General features: G+C 52.2%; 17 protein-coding genes and 1 pseudogene. 6 read left to right on the top strand and 12 right to left on the bottom strand.

Annotation, left to right across the window (positions count from 1 at the left end):
- Window positions 1-6: 6 nt before the first annotated feature.
- Both C2U41_RS09195 and C2U41_RS09190 read right to left on the bottom strand, forming a co-directional pair.
- The gene (locus C2U41_RS09195) at window positions 7-1,392 is read right to left on the bottom strand and encodes a NarK family nitrate/nitrite MFS transporter (protein WP_003020098.1); all 1,386 of its coding nucleotides are present in this window, start codon (window positions 1,390-1,392) and stop codon (window positions 7-9) included.
- Window positions 1,393-1,603: 211 nt separating this feature from the next.
- Window positions 1,604-2,182 carry a TetR family transcriptional regulator gene (locus C2U41_RS09190; RefSeq protein ID WP_003843697.1) on the bottom strand — a complete coding sequence of 193 codons (579 nt, stop codon included), beginning with the start codon at window positions 2,180-2,182 and terminating at the stop codon, window positions 1,604-1,606.
- A gap of 116 nt (window positions 2,183-2,298) precedes the next feature.
- Here C2U41_RS09190 and C2U41_RS09185 point away from each other — a divergent pair, with 116 nt between their 5' ends.
- Window positions 2,299-3,783, top strand: a complete 1,485-nt coding sequence (locus C2U41_RS09185) for an MFS transporter (RefSeq protein ID WP_003020091.1) — start codon at window positions 2,299-2,301, stop codon at window positions 3,781-3,783.
- 3 nt (window positions 3,784-3,786) lie between these two features.
- On the opposite strand, the gene C2U41_RS09180 is transcribed toward C2U41_RS09185, so the two are convergent.
- The 3 genes from C2U41_RS09180 to yddG all read right to left on the bottom strand — a co-directional run bounded on the left by C2U41_RS09180 (window position 3,787) and on the right by yddG (window position 6,736).
- Window positions 3,787-4,167, bottom strand: coding sequence for a GFA family protein (locus tag C2U41_RS09180; protein ID WP_085951544.1), 381 nt, complete (start codon window positions 4,165-4,167; stop codon window positions 3,787-3,789).
- 143 nt (window positions 4,168-4,310) lie between these two features.
- Window positions 4,311-5,393: a porin OmpD gene (gene ompD / locus C2U41_RS09175; protein ID WP_003836220.1), complete on the bottom strand. Its 1,083-nt coding sequence runs from the start codon at window positions 5,391-5,393 to the stop codon at window positions 4,311-4,313.
- A 461-nt stretch (window positions 5,394-5,854) separates the two neighbouring features.
- A complete protein-coding gene (gene yddG / locus C2U41_RS09170; RefSeq protein ID WP_003020082.1) occupies window positions 5,855-6,736 on the bottom strand; it encodes an aromatic amino acid efflux DMT transporter YddG in 882 nt (293 codons plus the stop codon).
- Window positions 6,737-7,023: 287 nt separating this feature from the next.
- Between yddG and fdnG the strand changes: the two genes are divergently transcribed.
- The 4 genes and pseudogenes from fdnG to C2U41_RS09150 form a co-directional block, all read left to right on the top strand.
- Complete coding sequence (fdnG, locus tag C2U41_RS09165; RefSeq protein ID WP_088169047.1) at window positions 7,024-10,071, top strand: formate dehydrogenase-N subunit alpha; 3,048 nt, start codon at window positions 7,024-7,026, stop codon at window positions 10,069-10,071.
- A 13-nt stretch (window positions 10,072-10,084) separates the two neighbouring features.
- Entirely contained in the window at window positions 10,085-10,969 is an 885-nt protein-coding gene (gene fdnH, locus C2U41_RS09160) for a formate dehydrogenase N subunit beta (RefSeq protein ID WP_003833024.1), read from the top strand.
- Window positions 10,962-11,618, top strand: coding sequence for a formate dehydrogenase-N subunit gamma (gene fdnI / locus C2U41_RS09155; RefSeq protein WP_003020054.1), 657 nt, complete (start codon window positions 10,962-10,964; stop codon window positions 11,616-11,618). Before fdnH ends, fdnI begins: the two co-directional genes overlap by 8 nt.
- 129 nt (window positions 11,619-11,747) lie before the next feature.
- Window positions 11,748-12,348, top strand: a pseudogene (locus C2U41_RS09150) (inorganic diphosphatase); the annotation flags it as partial.
- Between the two features lie 81 nt (window positions 12,349-12,429).
- On the opposite strand, the gene C2U41_RS09145 reads toward C2U41_RS09150, so the two are convergent.
- From C2U41_RS09145 to sra, 3 genes are all read right to left on the bottom strand, one after another.
- On the bottom strand, window positions 12,430-14,145 hold the full coding sequence (locus C2U41_RS09145; RefSeq protein ID WP_103848694.1) for an ABC-F family ATP-binding cassette domain-containing protein: 1,716 nt from the start codon (window positions 14,143-14,145) through the stop codon (window positions 12,430-12,432).
- 309 nt (window positions 14,146-14,454) lie between these two features.
- A complete protein-coding gene (gene maeA, locus C2U41_RS09140; protein WP_003836239.1) occupies window positions 14,455-16,152 on the bottom strand; it encodes a malate dehydrogenase in 1,698 nt (565 codons plus the stop codon).
- Window positions 16,153-16,331: 179 nt separating this feature from the next.
- The gene (gene sra, locus C2U41_RS09135; protein ID WP_003020039.1) at window positions 16,332-16,472 is read right to left on the bottom strand and encodes a stationary-phase-induced ribosome-associated protein; all 141 of its coding nucleotides are present in this window, start codon (window positions 16,470-16,472) and stop codon (window positions 16,332-16,334) included.
- Between the two features lie 227 nt (window positions 16,473-16,699).
- Here sra and osmC point away from each other — a divergent pair, with 227 nt between their 5' ends.
- Window positions 16,700-17,131: a peroxiredoxin OsmC gene (gene osmC, locus C2U41_RS09130; protein WP_003020036.1), complete on the top strand. Its 432-nt coding sequence runs from the start codon at window positions 16,700-16,702 to the stop codon at window positions 17,129-17,131.
- A 47-nt stretch (window positions 17,132-17,178) separates the two neighbouring features.
- On the opposite strand, the gene C2U41_RS09125 is transcribed toward osmC, so the two are convergent.
- The 4 genes from C2U41_RS09125 to C2U41_RS09110 are packed head-to-tail and all read right to left on the bottom strand — an operon-like array spanning window position 17,179 to window position 21,511.
- Window positions 17,179-17,949 carry a 3-hydroxybutyrate dehydrogenase gene (locus C2U41_RS09125; protein ID WP_103848693.1) on the bottom strand — a complete coding sequence of 257 codons (771 nt, stop codon included), beginning with the start codon at window positions 17,947-17,949 and terminating at the stop codon, window positions 17,179-17,181.
- A gap of 11 nt (window positions 17,950-17,960) precedes the next feature.
- A complete protein-coding gene (locus C2U41_RS09120) occupies window positions 17,961-19,355 on the bottom strand; it encodes a GntP family permease (protein WP_196491835.1) in 1,395 nt (464 codons plus the stop codon).
- 37 nt (window positions 19,356-19,392) lie between these two features.
- Window positions 19,393-20,316: a 3-hydroxyacyl-CoA dehydrogenase family protein gene (locus C2U41_RS09115; protein ID WP_003843687.1), complete on the bottom strand. Its 924-nt coding sequence runs from the start codon at window positions 20,314-20,316 to the stop codon at window positions 19,393-19,395.
- Entirely contained in the window at window positions 20,306-21,511 is a 1,206-nt protein-coding gene (locus tag C2U41_RS09110) for an acetyl-CoA C-acetyltransferase (protein WP_032935735.1), read from the bottom strand. Before C2U41_RS09110 ends, C2U41_RS09115 begins: the two co-directional genes overlap by 11 nt.
- Between the last annotated feature and the right edge of the window lie 2 nt (window positions 21,512-21,513).

Below are 21,513 nucleotides of genomic sequence, written 5' to 3'. Positions count from 1 at the left end.
AGATGACTATTTTTTTTGTGATTTACGGCCGTAAACCAGCCAGGTCACCAGCACGCAGACGATGTAGAACACAAGGAATATTTTCATGGCGCCGACCGGAGATCCGGTCAGCGCCAGCGATGAACCAAACGCTTTCGGGATAAAGAAGCCCCCGACAGCGCCAATTGCGGAGATAAATCCCAGGGCGGCTGCGGTATCGGTTACCGCCTCACGCTGGGCCTGTTCTTCAGTACCACCGTGCAGCTTCACCCGGTAAATGGTGATTTTGCGAAAGATCACCGCAATCATCTGGAAGGTCGAACCGCTGCCCAGACCCGCGGTCAGGAACAAGCCCATAAACACCAGGTAAAACGCGATAAAGCTTCCTTCGCCCGAGCCGGGCAAAGTGAGAAACAGCAGGGCGCTGAACAGTGCCATAAAGATGAAGTTAATTAAGGTGACACGAACACCACCAAACTTGTCAGAGATAACACCACCCGCCGATCGCGCAAGCGCACCGATGAAGGGCCCGAAGAACGCCAGTTGCAGAATATTCACGTCAGGGAACTGTGTTTTCGCCAGCATGGCAAAGCCTGCTGAAAAACCGATAAATGAACCGAAGGTGGCGAGATACAGCAGACTTAATAACCACAAATGAAAACGCTTGAGGACCGGTAGTTGGGAGGCAATTGAGGCCTTCGAACTGGCAATGTCGTTCATTCCTATGCCCGCTGCCACGGTCGCTATCAGCAGTAGCGGCACCCAAATCCATGCGGCATTGGCCAGTGACAGTAACGATCCGTCAGCTTGTGGTACGCCCTGCACGCCCAGGAAGGTAAAAATGGGGAGAAAGATCACCAGCGGCGCGATCAACTGCATCACGCTGACACCGAGGTTGCCGAGGCCACCGTTAATGCCTAGTGCGCTGCCTTGCTTCGCTTTGGGGAAGAAAAAACTGATATTGCCCATGCTGGAGGCAAAGTTAGCGCCAGCAAACCCACACATCAGCGCAATGATAATAAATACGCCAAACGGAGTAGCGGTATTTTGCACGGCAAAACCGAGCCAGACGCAGGGAATAACCAGAATGACGGTGCTAAAAATGGTCCAGCGACGCCCCCCAAATATAGGTACCATAAAGGAGTAGGGAACGCGCAATATTGCACCAGAAAGAGAAGGTAATGCCGTTAATAAAAACAGTTGATCGGTGGTAAAATTAAAACCAATTTTATTCAGATTGACAGCAACAGCGCTGAACAACATCCAGACGCAAAACGCAAGCAGCAAGCAACTCACTGATATCCAGAGGTTTCTTCGGGCAATGTGCTTACCTTTGTTTTCCCAAAAGGCAGGATTTTCGGGTTTCCAGTCAGTTAAAAGATAACGATTATTTTTCTCATTTGATGCTGACATATTATTCTCCATGCACATGCCGTTCATGAAAAAGAAATAAACGCATACAGCGCCGCGCGAGTTCTTTTAGAAACTATTGAAAAGTTTTGGGAATATTGACTGAAAGAATAGATAAAAAAGCGCAATAACGCGGCGTGATGAGGGAATTACACGTTGCTTAAGTGTTACCAATTGTAAATATAAAAGATGTATTATTAATTCATCTATAACATCAATTAACTAACTCTAACGTAATCATACGATCCAAGTGGCGTTCGAATGCAGGATCAGCCATTTCCTCAATGCCTAATACATAGATGCCATCCAGACCGCATACCAACGCAATTAAACGCCACGCCACATCGGCAGCATCCGGGCCTGGAGAAAACTCACCGGCTTTCTGTCCCTGAGAGATGATAGCGGCGGTTTCTTCGTGCCACATCCGCATGGTCAGCAGGTAAGCGCTTTTGATTTCCGGATCTTTATCCGCCAGAACCTGCGCTTCACGCCATAGTTTTATATAGGGTTCGAACCCGCCATCTTCGCTGCCCAGCATGGCATGCAGCCGTTCACGGAAGCTGGCGTTTGCGCTGACCAGTTCGGCATCCAGAAGAGTACGGATCAGTTGCACAAAAGCGAGGGATTTTAACTCGCCGGCAGACGTAAAGTGATGATGCACCTGGCCGGTTGACACCTGAGCTTCCGTGGCAATACGCCGCACCGTCATGGCGGTAAATCCTTCCTCAAGCGCGACGCGCATTGCCGCCTGCAGAATCACTTCCCGACGTTCATCCCGATTTAGATAGCTCATCGTTCCTCCCATATCCGTTTAGCACGCAGTCTAACAAAAAGTTGGACATACGTTCAAATTTCCGTAGGATCGCCGAACCTGGACGTGTGTCCAGTTTCAGTTTTGAAGGGAGTTTTATGTTTCGTCAGTGGTTAACGTTAGTGATTATTGTGCTGGTCTACATCCCTGTTGCGATTGATGCAACGGTGCTGCACGTTGCCGCGCCCACGCTGAGTATGACGCTGGGCGCCAGTGGCAACGAGCTGCTGTGGATCATTGATATTTATTCCCTGGTAATGGCCGGTATGGTATTGCCAATGGGCGCGCTGGGCGATCGCATCGGCTTTAAACGCCTGCTGCTGTTAGGTGGAGGCTTGTTTGGTCTGGCATCACTGGCGGCCGCTTTTGCTCATAGCGCCAGTTGGCTGATTGTCACCCGGGCCGTGTTGGCTATTGGCGCGGCGATGATTGTGCCGGCAACGCTTGCGGGGATTCGCGCCACGTTCGCTGAGCAACGGCATCGTAATATGGCGCTCGGTGTCTGGGCCGCGGTTGGTTCCGGCGGTGCGGCGTTTGGCCCACTGGTTGGCGGGATGCTACTGGAGCACTTCTACTGGGGATCCGTATTCTTAATTAATGTACCGATTGTCCTGGTGGTAATGGCCTTAACCGCACGCTTAGTGCCGCGTCAGGCTGGACGTCGCGATCAATCGTTAAATTTTGGTCATGCGATAATGCTGATTGTCGCCATTCTGCTGCTGGTTTACAGCGCCAAAACCGCGCTGAAAGGGCATACGGCGACCGTTGCCATCGCCCTGACGCTGTTAACCGGCGCTTTGCTGCTGTGGCAGTTTGTCCGCATCCAGCTTGCGGCAGCCCGCCCGATGATTGATATGCGGTTGTTCACACATCGCATAATCTTAAGTGGCGTAGTGATGGCGATGACCGCGATGATAACGCTGGTGGGTTTCGAGTTACTGATGGCTCAGGAGCTACAGTTTGTCCACGGCTTAACACCGTATCAGGCAGGGTTGTTCATGCTACCGGTGATGCTGGCAAGTGGTTTCAGCGGACCGATTGCCGGTATGTTGGTTTCACGTCTGGGATTACGTTGTGTGGCGACGGCGGGTATGGCGCTGAGCGCTGTTAGCTTTTACGGCCTGGCGATGACGGATTTCAGTAGCCAACAGGTACAAGCCTGGATTTTGATGGCTTTGCTCGGCTTCAGCGCCGCCAGTGCGCTTCTGGCTTCAACAGCGGCTATCATGGCAGCAGCACCTGCGGAAAAAGCCGCGGCCGCGGGTGCCATCGAGACAATGGCTTATGAACTGGGAGCCGGACTTGGGATCGCTATCTTTGGTTTGCTGTTGAGCCGTAGCTTTTCTGCATCGATTCTGCCGCCAGCCGGACTTAATGCGCAGGAAATGGAACGTGCCTCATCGTCAATGGGGGAGGCGGTACAACTGGCGCACTCGCTCCCGTCGTCACTGAGTGAGGCATTGCTGACGGCTGCCAGAGAAGCGTTCACCTGGTCACATAGCGTGGCCTTAAGCAGCGCCGGCAGCATGCTTATCGTATTAGCGATAGGAATGTGGTTCAGTCTGGCAAAGGTACAACGTTAATAACTAGTGAGCTAAATGACAGGGGTAATCCATCTCTTCGACTTCTTTCCCACTCAGTCGAGCGTATTGCCCCGTCAATCTCCAGAACGCAGGCTGTGTTTCCGTATAGATTTCTGCCGCTAATATCAGGCGGCGGCGATCTACCTCATTAAGTTCCAGAAGTGTCCACGGAATAAAGTAGCGATCGCTGTCCGTCAACGTAAACCACAGTGGGCATCCGCAACCGGAACAGAAGAACCGTTCACCACGATTTGAGGAAGGAAAGTGCGAAGGTTCTACCGATTCTGGTGACATCAGCGGGTGAGCGCTGGCTTCCAGATACATGGCGATGCCGCCAGACCATTTCTGACACAGCGTACAATGGCAGGCATAGACATCCAGCATTTCGACGTCGACGGTAAAATGACTCTGTCCGCAAAGACAACGACCAGTGAATGTCTGCACGGCATACTCCTTATGACCGAGTCTACATCAAGAGAAAAAGCCAGCCCTTGAAGGACTGGCTTTATATTCAGACTACAACAAAATTAGAACTGGTAGTTCAGACCGACAGCCACGATGTTGTCAGTTGACACTTTCGCTGCATTGGTGAAGTTGTTGTCATCCAGCAGGTTGATTTTGTAATCAACGAAGGTGGACATGTTTTTGTTGAAGTAGTAAGTAGCACCCAGGTCTACGTATTCAACCAGATCCTGGTCGCCGTAACCGTTGATGTCTTTACCTTTGGATTTCAGGTAAGCAACGGACGGACGCAGACCGAAGTCGAACTGGTACTGAGCAACTACTTCAAAGTTCTGTGCTTTATCTGCAATACCAGTAACACCGGAGCCACCATAGGTGGTCATGTTGCGGGTTTCAGAGTAGGTGGTTGCCAGGTAGATGTTGTTCGCATCATATTTCAGACCAGCGGCCCATACTTCAGCGTTTTTACCGGAAGCCATGAAACCGCCGTTACCGACAGACTGTTTGTCGGTACGGTCAGATTTCGCATAGGTAGCACCTACGCCAAAGCCTTCATACTCATAAGTGGTAGACAGACCGAAGCCGTCACCGTTAGCTTCTTTCAGGTTGTCACGGTCGTTTTTGCCCTGGTACTGAGCAGCAAAGTTCAGACCTTCAACCAGACCGAAGAAATCGGTGTTACGGTAGGTTGCAACGCCAGTAGTACGGCCAGTCATGAATACGTCAGTCTGGGTCCAGGTATCACCACCGAACTCAGGCAGGACGTCGGTCCATGCGCCGATGTCGTAGGCCACGCCGTAGTTACGACCGTAGTCGAAAGAACCGTATTCAGCGAATTTCAGACCAGCGAATGCCAGACGAGTTTTGTCTGCTTCAGAGCCCTGGGATTCAGAACGGTTGCCTTTGAATTCATATTCCCACTGACCAAAACCAACCAGCTGGTCATTGATCTGAGTTTCACCTTTGAAGCCCAGACGCGCGTAGGTTTTGTCGCCATCGCTGCCGTTGTCGTCAGAGAAGTAGTGCTGAGCGTGAACTTTTCCGTAGATATCCAGTTTGTTTGCGTCTTTGTTATATACCTCAGCTGCGTTTACCGCACCTGCCGCCAACAGGCTAGTCACTGCCACTGCAACTAATTTAAGTTTCATTCTAAATAATCCTTATAATTTTTTCTTGGTGTGTTTCCTAAACCATTGCTAAACGAAGGGGTTCGTCAATGGCAAACTATTTTTAAATGACGCAGTGGCATAAGTTCAATAATAAGTTTCATAATATTGCGAAATATTTGAAGTTGTGTGATCTAGATCTACACAATATGACTGATTGTATTAATCTTTATATGTGACAAATATGAATGGGTATATTTACGTAGGGGACTATTGTCAGGACTATGATTTAAATGGCGTTAGTTCCGCATGTGTAATATATGCATGTGAAGGGATATAGATAACCGCATAATATTTTCGTGTGTTAACTAATTACCATATATTTAACATTTAATTAAACAAATACAAACATAAATCGCAAGTGGAATGAACAATTATTATTCATCAATTTGTCTAAAGTATAGCCGGGTTTTATTTGTTTGTGATAAAACCCGGCTTTTTTTTCAGGCGCGGCGCGTTGCCAGCCAACAAAGTAGCGAACCCGCGCAGACCATCAGTGCGCCCTGCCAGAAAGATAGCGAAAGCGGTGCACTGAGTAACACAGCAGCCAGTGCAGAAGAGAGCACAGGGGTAAAATAGGATCCTACGGCCATGATGGTCACGTTGCCATGCAAAATGCCAATATTCCACGCCGCATAGGCAAATCCTAACGTTAATGCCGCTGAGAACATTTTAATAGTCACCGAAGTGCTGAAAATCATTTCTGGTTGCGGAGTCATAAAATAGTAAATCCACAAACTTGCGGCTGTTAGTAAAACGAACACGGTGATGCCGTTAAAGCCTTTTGCATATTTATTGGTCACCGTGCAATACGTTGCCCAGATAAAAGCGCCGAGAAAGGCGAGAAAATAGCTCAGCGGACTGCTGGCAACATTGCTGATAATTTCATCAAGGTTAAGACCGTTTTCACCACCCAATACCCAACAAACCCCGGTCAATGCGATAATTAATCCAGGGATCACCAGCCAGGTTGTTTTTTGACCATTAAATAAAATAGCAAACAATATCGTCAAACTCGGCCAGAGATAATTGACCATACCGACTTCAATAGCCTGGTGACGAGTAGCCGCATAACCGAGAGCCAGCGCTAAACATATTTCATAAGTAACAAAAAGCACGCTACCAGCGATTAAATAGCGCACAGGAATTTTTCTGATATTCGGAAAGCCGACGGTAAAAATCAGCAACAGACCACTTAACGAAAAAATCATTGCTGCGCCGCCCGCAGGACCCAGTCCTTCACTTACCCCACGCATGAGTCCGACCATCGTGCTCCAGAGCACGATGGCAATGAGCCCAATTAACGTTGCCTTTTGTTTTGTCATTCTGATTGTCTGTCCATGGTACTGGCAAAAATTTAAGCTGAAATTTATAGCACTTTTATACCGTAGCGCGCTAATTAATTGCCTTTCCCATACTCCCTTATGGGTACAAGAGTTAAACAAAGCGCACTATTTAGTAGCGGAACCGTTTCGTTATTGATTTGACGCAAAAAAAATATGGATATAGCTGATAGTTTCGTCGCGAAGTTGTACATGGCATCTTTCAGACTGCCGCGCTGGCGCAATTTGAGAGATTTCCTGTACGAACCCCTGCAAAAAAGAGGAAAGCAATGGACGTCAGCCGCAGACAATTTTTTAAAATCTGCGCGGGCGGTATGGCGGGAACAACAGTGGCCGCTTTGGGTTTTGCACCCAAAATGGCACTGGCTCAGGCGCGAAACTATAAGCTGTTACGCGCCAAAGAGATCCGAAACACCTGCACATACTGTTCCGTAGGTTGCGGGCTATTAATGTATAGCCTGGGAGATGGAGCAAAAAACGCCAAAGAGTCGATTTACCATATTGAAGGGGATCCGGATCATCCGGTGAGCCGCGGGGCATTATGTCCTAAGGGCGCAGGATTACTGGATTACGTGCACAGTGAAAACCGTCTGCGTTACCCGGAATATCGCGCCCCTGGTTCCGACAAATGGCAGCGTATCAGCTGGGATGAAGCATTCACCCGTATCGCGAAGCTGATGAAAACTGACCGTGACGCCAACTTTATTGAGAAGAATGAGCAGGGCGTAACGGTAAACCGCTGGCTTTCAACCGGGATGCTGTGTGCATCTGCGGCAAGTAATGAAACCGGTATGCTGACACAAAAATTTGTGCGCTCACTCGGCATGCTGGCAGTAGACAACCAGGCGCGTGTCTGACACGGACCAACGGTAGCAAGTCTTGCTCCAACATTTGGTCGCGGTGCGATGACCAACCACTGGGTTGATATTAAAAATGCTAACGTCGTGATGGTGATGGGCGGTAACGCCGCTGAAGCACATCCGGTGGGATTCCGCTGGGCGATGGAAGCAAAAAACAACAATGATGCCACGCTGATTGTTGTTGACCCTCGTTTTACACGTACAGCTTCGGTGGCGGATATCTATGCGCCAATTCGTTCCGGCACGGACATTACGTTCCTGTCCGGCGTCTTGCTGTACCTGATTGAAAACAACAAAATCAACGCTGAATACGTTAAGCATTACACCAACGCCAGCCTGCTGGTGCGGGATGACTTTGCTTTCGAAGACGGTCTGTTCAGCGGTTATGACGCAAACAAACGCCAATATGATAAATCGTCCTGGAACTACCAGTTCGATGAAAACGGCTACGCGAAACGCGATGAAACGTTAAGCCATCCTCGCTGTGTCTGGAACCTGCTAAAACAGCACGTTTCCCGCTACACGCCGGATGTGGTGGAAAACATTTGTGGTACGCCGAAAGAAGACTTCCTGAAAGTCTGCGAAGTGCTGGCTTCCACCAGCGCAGCCGATCGCACCACCACGTTCCTGTATGCGTTGGGTTGGACTCAGCATACCGTCGGAGCACAGAACATCCGCACCATGGCGATGATTCAGTTGCTGCTCGGCAACATGGGGATGGCAGGTGGCGGTGTCAACGCCTTACGCGGTCACTCCAACATTCAGGGGTTAACCGATTTAGGTCTGCTCTCTACCAGCCTGCCGGGCTACCTGACGCTGCCGTCAGAGAAACAGACAGATCTGCAAACCTATCTGGCCGCGAACACGCCAAAAGCGACATTGGCCGATCAGGTTAACTACTGGGGCAACTATCCGAAGTTCTTCGTCAGCTTGATGAAATCTTTCTACGGTAATGCTGCACAGAAAGAAAACGACTGGGGCTTTGAGTGGCTGCCGAAGTGGGATCAGTCCTACGACGTCATCAAATACTTCAACATGATGGATAGCGGAAAAGTCACCGGCTACATCTGTCAGGGCTTTAACCCTGTTGCGTCCTTCCCGGACAAAAACAAAGTGGTGCAGAGCCTCAGCAAACTGAAGTATCTGGTGGTTATCGATCCGCTGGTGACCGAAACCTCAACGTTCTGGCAGAACCACGGCGAGTCAAACGACGTTGATCCTGCGTCGATTCAGACCGAAGTCTTCCGTTTGCCTTCTACCTGCTTTGCGGAAGAGGACGGCTCCATCGCCAACTCCGGCCGTTGGCTGCAGTGGCACTGGAAAGGTCAGGACGCACCGGGCGAAGCTCGCAACGACGGCGAAATTCTGGCCGGTATTTACCACCGCCTGCGAGAAATGTATCGCACTGAAGGCGGTAAAGCTGTAGAACCCGTTCTGAAAATGAGCTGGAACTATAAGCAGCCGGACGAACCGCACTCAGAGGAAGTGGCGAAAGAGAACAACGGCTATGCGCTGGAAGATCTCTATGATGCCAACGGTGTACTGGTTGCGAAGAAAGGTCAGTTGCTCAACAGCTTTGCGTTGCTGCGCGATGATGGTTCTACGTCATCATCCTGCTGGATTTATACCGGTAGCTGGACCGAGCAGGGCAACCAGATGGCCAATCGCGATAACGCCGATCCGTCAGGTCTGGGTAATACGCTGGGCTGGGCCTGGGCATGGCCGCTGAACCGTCGCGTGCTGTATAACCGCGCTTCGGCGGATCCACAGGGTAAACCGTGGGATCCAAAACGCATGCTTATCCAGTGGAACGGTACGAAGTGGACGGGTAACGATATCCCGGACTTCAATACCGCGGCACCGGGCAGTGGCACCAATCCATTTATCATGCAGCCGGAAGGGCTGGGGCGTCTGTTTGCTATCGATAAGATGGCGGAAGGTCCGTTCCCGGAACACTACGAGCCGATGGAAACGCCGCTGGGTACTAACCCGCTGCACCCGAATGTGATCTCCAACCCGGCAGCGCGTCTGTACGAGGCGGATAAACTCCGTATGGGCACGAAACAGGACTTCCCGTACGTCGGGACGACCTATCGTCTGACCGAACATTTCCATACCTGGACCAAGCACGCATTGCTGAATGCGATTGCCCAGCCAGAGCAGTTTGTGGAAATCAGCGAAACGCTGGCGGCAGCGAAAGGGATCAACAACGGCGATCACGTGAAAGTTAGCAGTAAACGTGGATTTATTCGCGCAGTTGCCGTGGTGACCCGTCGTCTGCGTACCCTGAACGTCAACGGTCAGCAGGTTGAAACGGTTGGGATCCCAATCCACTGGGGCTTTGAAGGAGTCGCGCGTAAAGGCTTTATCGCCAACACCCTGACGCCGAATGTCGGTGATGCAAACTCGCAAACGCCGGAATACAAAGCGTTTTTAGTTAACATCGAGAAGGCGTAAGGGAGGCGAACATATGTCTATGGAAACGCAGGACATCATCAAACGGTCCGCAACAAACTCCATCACGCCGCCACCTCAGGCCCGTGATTACAAAGCCGAGGTCGCGAAACTGATCGACGTTTCCACCTGTATAGGCTGCAAGGCCTGTCAGGTGGCATGCTCAGAGTGGAACGATATCCGCGATGAAGTTGGCCACTGCGTCGGGGTGTATGACAACCCCGCCGATCTCAGCGCCAAGTCCTGGACGGTGATGCGGTTTACCGAAACCGAACAGAACGGCAAGCTGGAATGGCTGATTCGTAAAGACGGCTGTATGCACTGTGAAGATCCGGGCTGCCTGAAGGCATGCCCGTCTGCCGGGGCAATCATCCAGTACGCCAACGGGATTGTCGATTTCCAGTCAGAACACTGTATTGGCTGCGGCTACTGTATTGCCGGGTGTCCATTTAATATTCCGCGCCTCAATAAAGAGGATAACCGCGTGTATAAATGTACGCTGTGTGTCGACCGGGTCAGCGTCGGGCAGGAACCTGCCTGCGTGAAGACCTGTCCGACCGGGGCAATACATTTCGGTACCAAGCAGGAAATGCTGGAAATGGGCGAACAGCGTGTGGCAAAACTGAAAGCACGCGGTTTCGAACACGCCGGTCTCTACAACCCGGAAGGTGTGGGTGGTACGCACGTTATGTACGTTCTGCATCATGCCAACCAGCCGGAGCTGTATCACGGCCTGCCGAAAGATCCGCAGATCGATACCTCTATCAATCTGTGGAAAGGGGCGCTGAAACCGCTGGCCGCTGCCGGATTTATCGCCACCTTCGCCGGGCTGATTTACCACTACATTGGTATCGGTCCGAATAAGGAAGTGGACGACGACGAGGAGGATCATCATGAGTAAGTCGAAAATGATTGTGCGCACGAAGTTTATCGACCGCGCCTGTCACTGGACGGTGGTGATCTGCTTCTTCCTGGTGGCGCTGTCGGGGATTTCGTTCTTCTTCCCGACTCTGCAATGGCTGACGCAAACCTTCGGTACGCCGCAGATGGGACGCATTTTGCACCCGTTCTTCGGCATACTGATCTTCGTCGCGCTAATGTTCATGTTTGTGCGCTTTGTGCACCACAACATCCCGGATAAAAAAGATATTCCGTGGCTGAAAAACATTGTGGAAGTGCTGAAAGGCAATGAACACAAAGTGGCGGATGTGGGCAAGTACAACGCCGGGCAGAAAATGATGTTCTGGTCGATCATGAGCATGATTTTCGTGCTGCTGATTACCGGTATTATTATCTGGCGTCCATACTTTGCACAGTTCTTCCCAATGCAGGTCGTGCGCTATAGCCTGCTGATCCATGCGGCGGCGGGGATTATCCTGATGCACGCCATCCTCATCCATATGTATATGGCATTCTGGGTGAAAGGTTCGATTAAAGGCATGGTTGAAGGGAAGGTGAGCCGTCGCTGGGCGAAGAAACATCACCCACGTTGGTATCGCGAAGTTGAAAGACAAGAAGCGAAAAAAGAGAGCGAGGAAGGGGTTAACTAATCCCTGATGTTCCCTCTACGCAATGGCGCTACATCGGTAGCGCCATTTTTTTGCCAAAAAAACGTCATGTTTCTGTCATATGCTGAACGTAAGGTGTTGTCTTTCCAATAATAGAAGAGTTAAAAGACAATGCATCTGGTGAAAAAACTACTCGCAATCAGCGTGTTTCTTTGTGCTTCAGCTCAGGCGCAGAACATACTCGAATTTCCTCAGCCGGAGAATAACCCGGAAGAGTTTTATGCCGTAACCGAAATCCCGGCAGGTGGAATGATTAAATATGAAACCGACGCCAAAACCGGGTTTATCGTTGCCGATCGCTTCCAGTCAATGCCGGTTGCCTATCCCGCCAACTACGGTTCACTAACCCAGTCTTTAGCCGGTGACGGCGACCCGCTGGATGTTATCTTTTATACTCGTGCGCCGCTGGCCCCGGGGACGTTGATTAAGCTGCGCGCAATAGGCGTCCTGAAGATGATCGACGGCGGTGAAAAGGACGACAAAATTGTCGCCGTGCCGGCCAGTAAAATTGACCCCACTTATGACAACATCAAAGAATTGAGCGATCTGCCCAATATTGAAGTTCAACGTCTGGAATCTTTCTTCCGCGTGTACAAAGATCTGCCGGAAGGGCGCAAGAAGGTCGAATTAAACGGTTTCAACGACGCCGCTACGGCAAAGCAAGAGATCAAACAGGCCTGGGATGCCTGGAAAGAGAAAAAACCGCAGCAATAAATGGTATGCCGGATGGCAGGCCTACACGCGCATTTTGCTGGTGTAGGCCGGATAAGCTTGCGCCATCCGGCAATAAAGATTACTTCAGTTGTGAGTTCAGACGCTCAATCTCTTTACGCCATTGCGCCTGTAACAGCGGTTTTTGATGTTTCGGCTTGCGGGCGAGATCGTCGGCCAGACGCTGTTCCAGATCGAGGAGTTGTTCCAGCAATCCATCGCTGTCACAGCTTATTTCAACTTTCGCTTCGACCACCGTTTTGGGAACGGTTATCTCCGCGGACGTTTCCCTAATACGCGCATTGACCGCCTCCAGATCGTGCCATTCACTGAGTTCGCCATTGTCGATTAACCAGAACCGGTTACAGCTTTGGCTGATAAGCTGCCGGTCGTGACTGACCAGCAACACGCCGCCGTTATAGCTTTGTAGCGTTTCTGCCAGCGCTTCTTTACCTTCCATATCCAGATGGTTGGTCGGTTCATCGAGCATCAGCAGACTGTAGCGTGCAAGCGTCAGCCCCACAAACAGCAGCCGGGAGCGCTCACCACCGCTTAATGTACTGACCCTCTGCGTATGACGAATCCACGGAAAACCCGCGCTAATCAGCGCCATCTTGCGAATCTCTGGCTGCGGGGCAAACGCTTCCAGCGCGTCAAACAATGAATCGTTATCGGCAAGCTGATGCAGCGTCTGATCGTAATAGCCCAGCGTAACGCGCGGGTGCAACACCAATGAAGGCGATGCCAGCTGTGATTGAAACTGTTGCCAGATAAGCCTTAACAGCGATGATTTACCGCAACCATTACGCCCGACAATTGCCAAGCGATCGCCGCTTTTTAACCGGATACCGGCAATGGAAAACAGTGTATCTGCGTCGGGAGCAGGGGCTACAGACAGATTGGTCATCTCCAGCAAACGATCTGCACGCAGGGAATCACCCTGCAATGTTAGTGTCCACTGACTTCCTGCCGTCACTTCTGTCTGCACCTCTTTCAGGCGCTGCACATGTTTTTCCATCTGCTTGGCCTTGCGGGAGAGATCTTCGTTGTCGTAGACCCGCCCCCAGGTTGCCAGCCGTTTGCCGCTGGCGGTAACCCGGTCTATCTCTTTTTGCTCAGCCTTGTGGCGCAGAGCATCGCTGACGTCTCTTTCTGCCAGCGCCTGACGTGCCGCGCTACAGGGCAGATCAAAGGCATGGAGAGTGCGATCGCGTAGGATCCACGTTCCGTGAGTCACTGCGTCCAGCAACTGCGGGTCGTGGGAAACCACCACAAAACTGCCAGACCAGTTCTGTAAGAACTGCTCCAGCCACAGTAATGTTGGCAAATCCAAATGGTTACCCGGTTCATCCAGCAGCAGCAGGTCAGGATTACGCATCAATGCCCGCGCTAATAGCAAGCGTGTGTGCTGGCCACCGCTCGACGTTTGCGCTGTCAGAGATAAATTCTCTGGCGTGAAACCCATTTCGGCAAGCAGCGCTTCAACTCGCCATTGTTGAGCCGCACGCTCATGCTCAGGAAGTTGAGCGAGAACGGCTTCCTGCAGCGTAAGAGGCAATATATCGTCAGGTAGATGTTGTTCTACACGCGCGAGATGGCAGTGATTCGCTTGCGCGATTGCTCCACTGGTGGGCGAAATCGTGCCATCGAGCAGTTTTAACAGCGTGCTTTTGCCGCAGCCGTTGTAACCGATAAGCCCGATGCGGTCGCCTTTTTTCAGGGTAAAGGAAAGATCGTCGAATAGCGTGCCGAATGCCGTATCAACGTGTAAGGATTGTGCGGTTAGTAATGTGCTCATTGTTGCTTACTCAAGAGTTACAGGCGTGAAAACGCCTCGTCAAACATCGCTGACGATAACCCGGTAAGCCCGAGAGAAGGGGATTTAGAAGTTAGCTTCGCTCAAGCAGAAGTTATCGCAGCACGATACCGATAACGCTTGAGCACTGGCGATCGCCAAAAGCATGTGAAACGATAAAACGTTCACAGTACAGCATAAGTATCCTCCTTTTGTTTTTCAGAGTGTTGATCGGTAGCGAAAGTGTAATCGCAAATTACACTTTCGCGCAAACTTTGCACGCCCGGCAGCAATGTGCCGCCGGGCAAACCGTCAGATAGAAGTACGACGGTAGTCGCGATATTCCGCCTGCCAGAAATTATCGTCAATAGCCTGTTGCAGCGCTTCAGCGGAGGTTTTCACCGCCACACCTTGCTGCTGGGCCATTTTACCGACGGCAAAGGCAATGGCACGAGAAACCGTCTGAATATCTTTCAGTTCCGGTAGCACCAGTCCTTCACCGTTAAGCACCAGCGGTGAATACTGTGCCAGCGTTTCACTGGCCGACATCAGCATTTCATCAGTGATGCGCGACGCGCCAGAAGCAATCACGCCAAGGCCAATACCCGGGAAGATGTACGCGTTATTACACTGGGCGATCGGGTAAGTTTTCTCTTTCCACACTACCGGTGCAAACGGGCTACCGGTCGCAACCAGCGCGTTGCCTTCGGTCCAGGCGATAATATCCTGCGGCGTGGCTTCTACACGAGAAGTCGGGTTAGACAGCGGCATGACGATCGGACGCGGACAATGCTTGTGCATTTCGCGAATGATCTCTTCGGTAAACAGACCAACCTGTCCGGAAACCCCGATCAGGATATCAGGTTTAACGTTGCGGACCACATCGAGCAACGACAGGACATCTTCTTGTGTATCCCAGTGCTGCAGATTTTCGCGTTTTTGCACCAGTTTGGTTTGGAAGGAGAGCAGGTTCGGCATTTTGTCGGTTAACAGGCCGAAGCGATCGACCATGAATACGCGTTGACGCGCCGCTTCTTCGCTTAAACCTTCTCGCTGGATTTGCGCAATGATCTGCTCGGCGATCCCGCATCCGGCGGAACCCGCGCCGAGGAAGACGATGTTTTGTTCGCTCAGCTGGCTTCCGGCCGCGCGGCTAGCCGCAATCAGCGTACCGACGGTAACCGCCGCGGTGCCCTGAATATCGTCGTTAAATGAGCAAATTTCATCGCGATAACGGGTCAGCAGTGGCATAGCGTTTTTCTGGGCGAAATCTTCAAACTGCAACAGCACGTCCGGCCAGCGATGCTTCACGGCCTGGATGAATTCATCAACGAATTCGTAGTATTCATCATCAGTGATACGCGGATTGCGCCAGCCCATATACAGCGGATCGTTCAGCAGTTGCTGGTTGTTGGTCCCCACGTCCAGTACCACCGGAAGTGTATAGGCCGGGCTAATTCCGCCACATGCGGTATACAGCGACAGTTTACCGATTGGAATGCCCATCCCGCCGATCCCCTGATCGCCAAGACCTAAAATACGTTCGCCATCGGTGACAACGATGACCTTGATATTGTGGTTAGGGACGTTTTGCAGGATATCGTCCATATTGTGGCGGTTCTGATAAGAGATAAACACGCCGCGCGCACGACGATAAATCTCAGAGAAACGCTCACAGGCTGCGCCGACCGTTGGGGTATAGATAACTGGCATCATCTCATCCAGGTGATTATGCACCAGTCGGTAAAACAGGGTTTCGTTGGTGTCCTGGATGTTGCGCAGGTAAATATGTTTGTCGATTTCGGTTTTGAAGCCCTGATATTGGATCCAGGCGCGTTCAGCCTGTTCTTCAATCGTTTCGACGACTTCTGGCAGTAACCCCAGCAGGTTGAAGTTACGGCGTTCTTCCACACTGAAGGCGCTCCCTTTATTCAGTAAAGGGAATTCCAGCAGTACCGGGCCAGCGTAAGGGATGTAAAGGGAACGCAGTTTTTTAGTTTCGTTTTCCATGTCACTCACTCTTTTTTGAATAACCGTCCCTGGCGCTCTTTATGATCGTATGTGGCCTGTTCGCCAGGGAAACGGGCGAAGTATAAAGCATTGTGAATGGGTTAAGGGGTTTTATAAGCAAAAACACCACTGCGGTTGCAATGGTGTTTATCTCGTTACTCAGTCAGACGTGCGAAAGGCTACTTGCCGTCAGCGCGGCGCTTTCTTCCAGTAGGATTGTTGACCACGTTGGTTTTGTCACCTTCGGTCACGATTTTACGTTGATTTGAGATTTTGTGGTCCAGTCCGAGAATATGACGGGCCTGACGGTTCGATTTCATTCTAACTCCTTAATCCTGTTACTGGTTTCAAGGGCGAGCCCGTATGAGAACGGACGAAATACAACCTGATATAAAGCCGATGTTCAACATAACGGCTTTCTGGATGGTCGGTCATTTTATCTGAAAGGTCAATGCTTAAGCGGCAAATGAGAACTATCCCGTATGTAACATGCTTTTTCCCGGGCGTCCTATACTAGTAACTCCGACGACAACACAGGAGAGCGGTAATGACTATCCATAAGAAAGGTCAGGCACACTGGGAAGGCGACATTAAGCGCGGCAAAGGCACTGTGTCGACCGAAAGTGGCGTGTTAAATCAGCAACCGTATGGGTTTAATACACGATTTGAAGGTGAGAAAGGCACCAATCCTGAAGAGTTGATTGGCGCGGCCCATGCAGCCTGCTTCTCGATGGCGCTTTCACTGATGCTGGGCGAAGCAGGGTTTACCCCAGATGCCATTGATACCACTGCCGATGTTTCTCTGGATAAGGTAGATGCCGGGTTTGCGATCACTAAAGTCGCGTTGCATAGTCAGGTGAGCGTGCCGGGGATAGACGCCGCCACGTTTGACGGCATCATCCAGAAAGCAAAAGCCGGATGCCCGGTATCTCAGGTTCTGAAAGCGGAAATAACGCTGGATTACAAACTGAAGTCTTAATAAAGTCGTGCCGGATGCGACCAGTTCTTATCCGGCACCTGATGATATTATTGCGCTACCCAACCGCCATCCATATTCCACGCTACGCCACGCACTTGCGCCGCACCGTCTGAACATAAGAATAACGCGAGATTCCCTAACTGCTCTGGGGTAACGAATTCGCGCGACGGCTGCTTTTCAGCCAGCAAGGCGTCACGGGCTGCCTCAGGCTCTGCGCCTTCGGCAATACGCTTATCGATCTGCTGCTGGACCAGCGGCGTTAGCACCCAGCCGGGACACAGCGCATTGCAGGTGATTTCCGTCTGCGCGGTTTCCAGCGCGATGGTCTTGGTTAATCCCACCACACCGTGCTTCGCTGCTACGTAGGCAGATTTCTCTTTCGAAGCCACCAGGCCGTGAACAGAAGCGATATTAATGATGCGCCCCCAGTTTCGCGCGCGCATACCGGGAAGCGCCAGACGCGTGGTGTGAAAAACAGAGGTGAGGTTAATCGCGATAATCGCGTTCCATTTATCAACCGGGAAGGTTTCTATCGGTGAAACATGCTGGATCCCGGCGTTATTGATAAGAATATCCACACCGCCGAATTCGCTCTCTGCATAGCGCATCATGTCGGCAATTTGCGCTTCATCGCTCAGATCCGCGCCATGATAGCCTGGCGTTTTGCCATACTGCGCAACAGCGTCTTTGGCAGCATCAACATCACCAAACCCGTTGAGGATCAGGGTGGCGCCAGCTTGCGCCAGCACCTGTGCGATACCTAATCCGATACCACTGGTCGAGCCGGTAACCAGGGCGGTTTTTCCCGTTAAGTTCATGATGATTCTCCTTAAACAATTCCGGTGGTGTAGAAGACGCCGATGACAAACAGTACGGCCAGACTTTTAATGATGGTAATAGCGAAAATTCCGCCATACGCCTGACGATGACTAAGGCCGGTGATAGCCAATAAGGTAATGACCGCGCCGTTATGCGGTAGGGTGTCCATACCGCCGCTGGCCATAGATGCCACGCGGTGGAATACTTCAAGTGGGATATTGGCGGCATGTGCGGCAGCGATGAAAGTGTCAGACATGGCGGCAAGGGCAATACTCATCCCGCCAGACGCCGAACCGGTGATCCCGGCAAGCGTGGTAATGCTGATAGCCTCATTGAGCAGCGGGTCAGGAATAGCCGCCAGCGCTTTTGACAGCACGAGGAAGCCCGGCAGGGCGGCGATCACTGCGCCAAAACCGTACTCTGACGCGGTGTTCATCGCCGCGAGGATCGCGCCGCCAACTGCCGTTCTGCTGCCTTCAGCCAGGCGACCTTTAATGTTGCGGTAGCCGAAGAGCACCACCAGCAGGATCCCAGAAATCAGCGCCGCTTCCACTGCCCAGATAGCGGTGATTTTACCGACTTCGGTGGTAATCGGTTTGGCAAGACCCGGAAGTTCAAGTTGATGCGTGGCGCCGTACCACTGTGGGATCCAGCGGGTAAACAGCAGGTTAAATACCCCAACCAGGATCAGCGGAGAGATCGCGATGATCGGGTTCGGCAGATTAATGTTATCCGGCGTTTCCGGCTCGTTTAACAGTTCAGTGCCATAGCCTTCATTCTTTGCCTGCGCTTTACGACGCTGACGTTCGAGATAAACCAGACCGACGAAAATAATAAACAGCGAGCCTATCAGCCCCAGCCACGGCGCAGCCCAGGCGTTAGTCCCAAAGAAGCTGGTCGGAATAATGTTCTGGATCTGCGGCGTGCCTGGCAGAGCATCCATAGTGAAAGAGAATGCGCCCAGCGCAACGGTGGCCGGGATCAGGCGCTTAGGAATATTACTCTGGCGGAACAGCTCCGCCGCAAATGGATACACCGCAAACGCCACGACGAACAGCGAAACCCCGCCGTAGGTTAACAGCGCGCACACCAGCACGATCACCGGGATGGCGTGACGACGACCGAGGATGTTGATAGCGGCGGCAACAATGGAACGTGAAAATCCAGATAACTCGATTAACTTGCCAAACACTGCACCCAGCAAGAACACCGGGAAGTAAAGCTTCACAAAACCGACCATTTTTTCCATAAACAGGCCGGTGAAAGCGGGGCCGACGGCGCTGGGTTCAGTGAGTAATACAGCACCTAATGCCGCGATGGGGGCAAACAGAATGACGCTGTATCCGCGATAGGCTGCAAGCATCAGCAGGCCCAGCGCTGCCAGGGCGATTAATACACTCATCATGACTCCTTATTATTATATTGGGGTACAGAAAGAGACGTTATGGTTTCAGGGCAAAACGCAGTTGATGCTCTCTGCGTTGCTGGATGTACTCCTTGCGCGAATCATCCCAGCGATAAAATCCCTGACCGCTGCGTAAACCGGTATCACCGTTGGCTACCTTGTCAGCGACCAACGACATCATCTCGCTGCCGGTTGCCAGTTCCGGGAGCAGATGCCGACAAATATCCTGCACCGTAGAGAGTCCGGTCATATCTGCCGCTTCCAGCGGACCAACCATCGCATAGCGACGTCCGAGCGAGGCACGCATGACCTGATCCACCACCTCTGCGCTGGCGATGCCGCTTTTAACGATATGAAGCGCTTCACGCAGCAGCGCAAACTGCAGTCGATTGCCGACAAACCCTGGTGCGGCGCGATCGAGCACGACGGCTTCCAGTTGCATCGAGAGCAGCAACTGTTGCAGCTCACGCAGGTATTCCGCTTTGGTGGCGGTGCCGGGGACAATTTCGACCAGCGGAATAAAATGTGGCGGGTGCCAGAAATGGGCGATGAGCAGCCGCTCAGGATGGACGAGCTTTTCTGCCAGCGCATCCGGCGGCAGGCCGCTGGTATTACTGGCAATGACGGCCTCAGGCGCGATCAGATCTTCCAGTTGCGCATACAACGCGTGCTTGAGCTCGAGCCGCTCCGGGATCGCTTCAATCAGTAACCCGCACGCAGCAATCTCCGGTAGCGAAGTCGTACCGTGCAGACGACTCACAACCTGGTCTTTTTCGTCTACGGCAAACTGTTCGGCGGTAATCAGCTCATCCAGAATACCGCTGGCAACGGCGCTAATTTCTGCAATTCGGCTGCTATCGGTGTCATACAGCCAGACATCGTGACCATAACGGGCGAAGTGGGTGGCAATACCGACCCCCATTAACCCCGCCCCCAGAACGCAGACAGGCTTACTTTGCATGAGAGACCTCCTGCAAACGCTCTACCGCCAGCGCTACGCCCTGACCGCCGCCTACGCACAGCGTAGCCAGCCCTTTGGTCGCGTTACTGCGGGCCATTTCGTGCAACAGTGTCACCAGGATTCGGCAACCAGATGCGCCGATGGGATGGCCCAGCGCAATCGCGCCGCCATTTACGTTCACCCGGTCGCTGTCCCAGTTCAGGGATTCGCCAACCGCCAGCGCTTGTGCGGCAAAGGCTTCGTTGGCCTCAATGAGATCGACATCATTCAACGTCCAGCCCGCTCGCTTCAGGCACTGGAGTGACGCTTCTACCGGCCCAAGGCCCATAATGGCGGGATCGACACCAGAAACCGCGTAGCCTGTTACCCGGGCAAGCACTGGCAAATTGAGTTCTGCGGCTTTGCCGGCGCTCATCAACATCACCGCGGCGGCACCATCATTGATGGATGATGCATTTCCGGCGGTCACCGTACCGTTTCCTGGCCGAAATGCTGGTTTAAGTTGCGCCAGCTTGTCGGCCTGAGTATCCGGGCGAGGCTGTTCGTCCCGGTCCACCACACGTGGCGGCTTTTTGCCTTGTGGGACGCTAACCGGCGTGATTTCCGCGCTAAAACGACCCGCTTCAATGGCAGCGGCGGCTTTTTGCTGGGAGCGCAGGGCAAAAGCGTCCTGCTGCTCACGACTGATTACGAACTTATCCGCCAGATTTTCGGCAGTAATACCCATGTGATAGTCGTTGAACGCATCCCACAGGCCGTCATGGACCACGCTGTCTTTCATACTGGCATGACCCAACCGCAGGCCGGCCCGCGCGCCGTCGAGAAAATAGGGCGCATTGCTCATGCTCTCCTGGCCTCCGGCAATCACGATTTGCGCATCGCCACAGCGAATTGCCTGTACCGCCTGATGCACCGCCTTCAGGCCAGAACCGCACACCAGATTAATAGTTAACGCCGGTGTGGTTGACGGCAGTCCTGCGCGTAACGCCGTTTGTCTGGCCGGATTCTGGCCACAGCCTGTCGTGAGCACCTGACCTAAAATCACTTCATCAATTTGTTCAGGCGCCACAGCCGTTTTTTCCAGCAGCGAACGGACAACCGCTGTACCTAACTCCACGGCGGAAAGTGGTGCCAGCGCACCATGAAAACTGCCAATCGGGGTGCGCGTTGCCGCGACAATTACAACATCCTGCATGG

The sequence above is a fragment of the Citrobacter freundii complex sp. CFNIH4 genome (assembly GCF_002934505.1).
In the GTDB taxonomy this organism is placed as follows: Bacteria; Pseudomonadota; Gammaproteobacteria; order Enterobacterales; family Enterobacteriaceae; genus Citrobacter; species Citrobacter freundii.
Note: the sequence above shows the minus strand (reverse complement) of the source record. Positions and strands in the feature narration are given on the sequence as shown.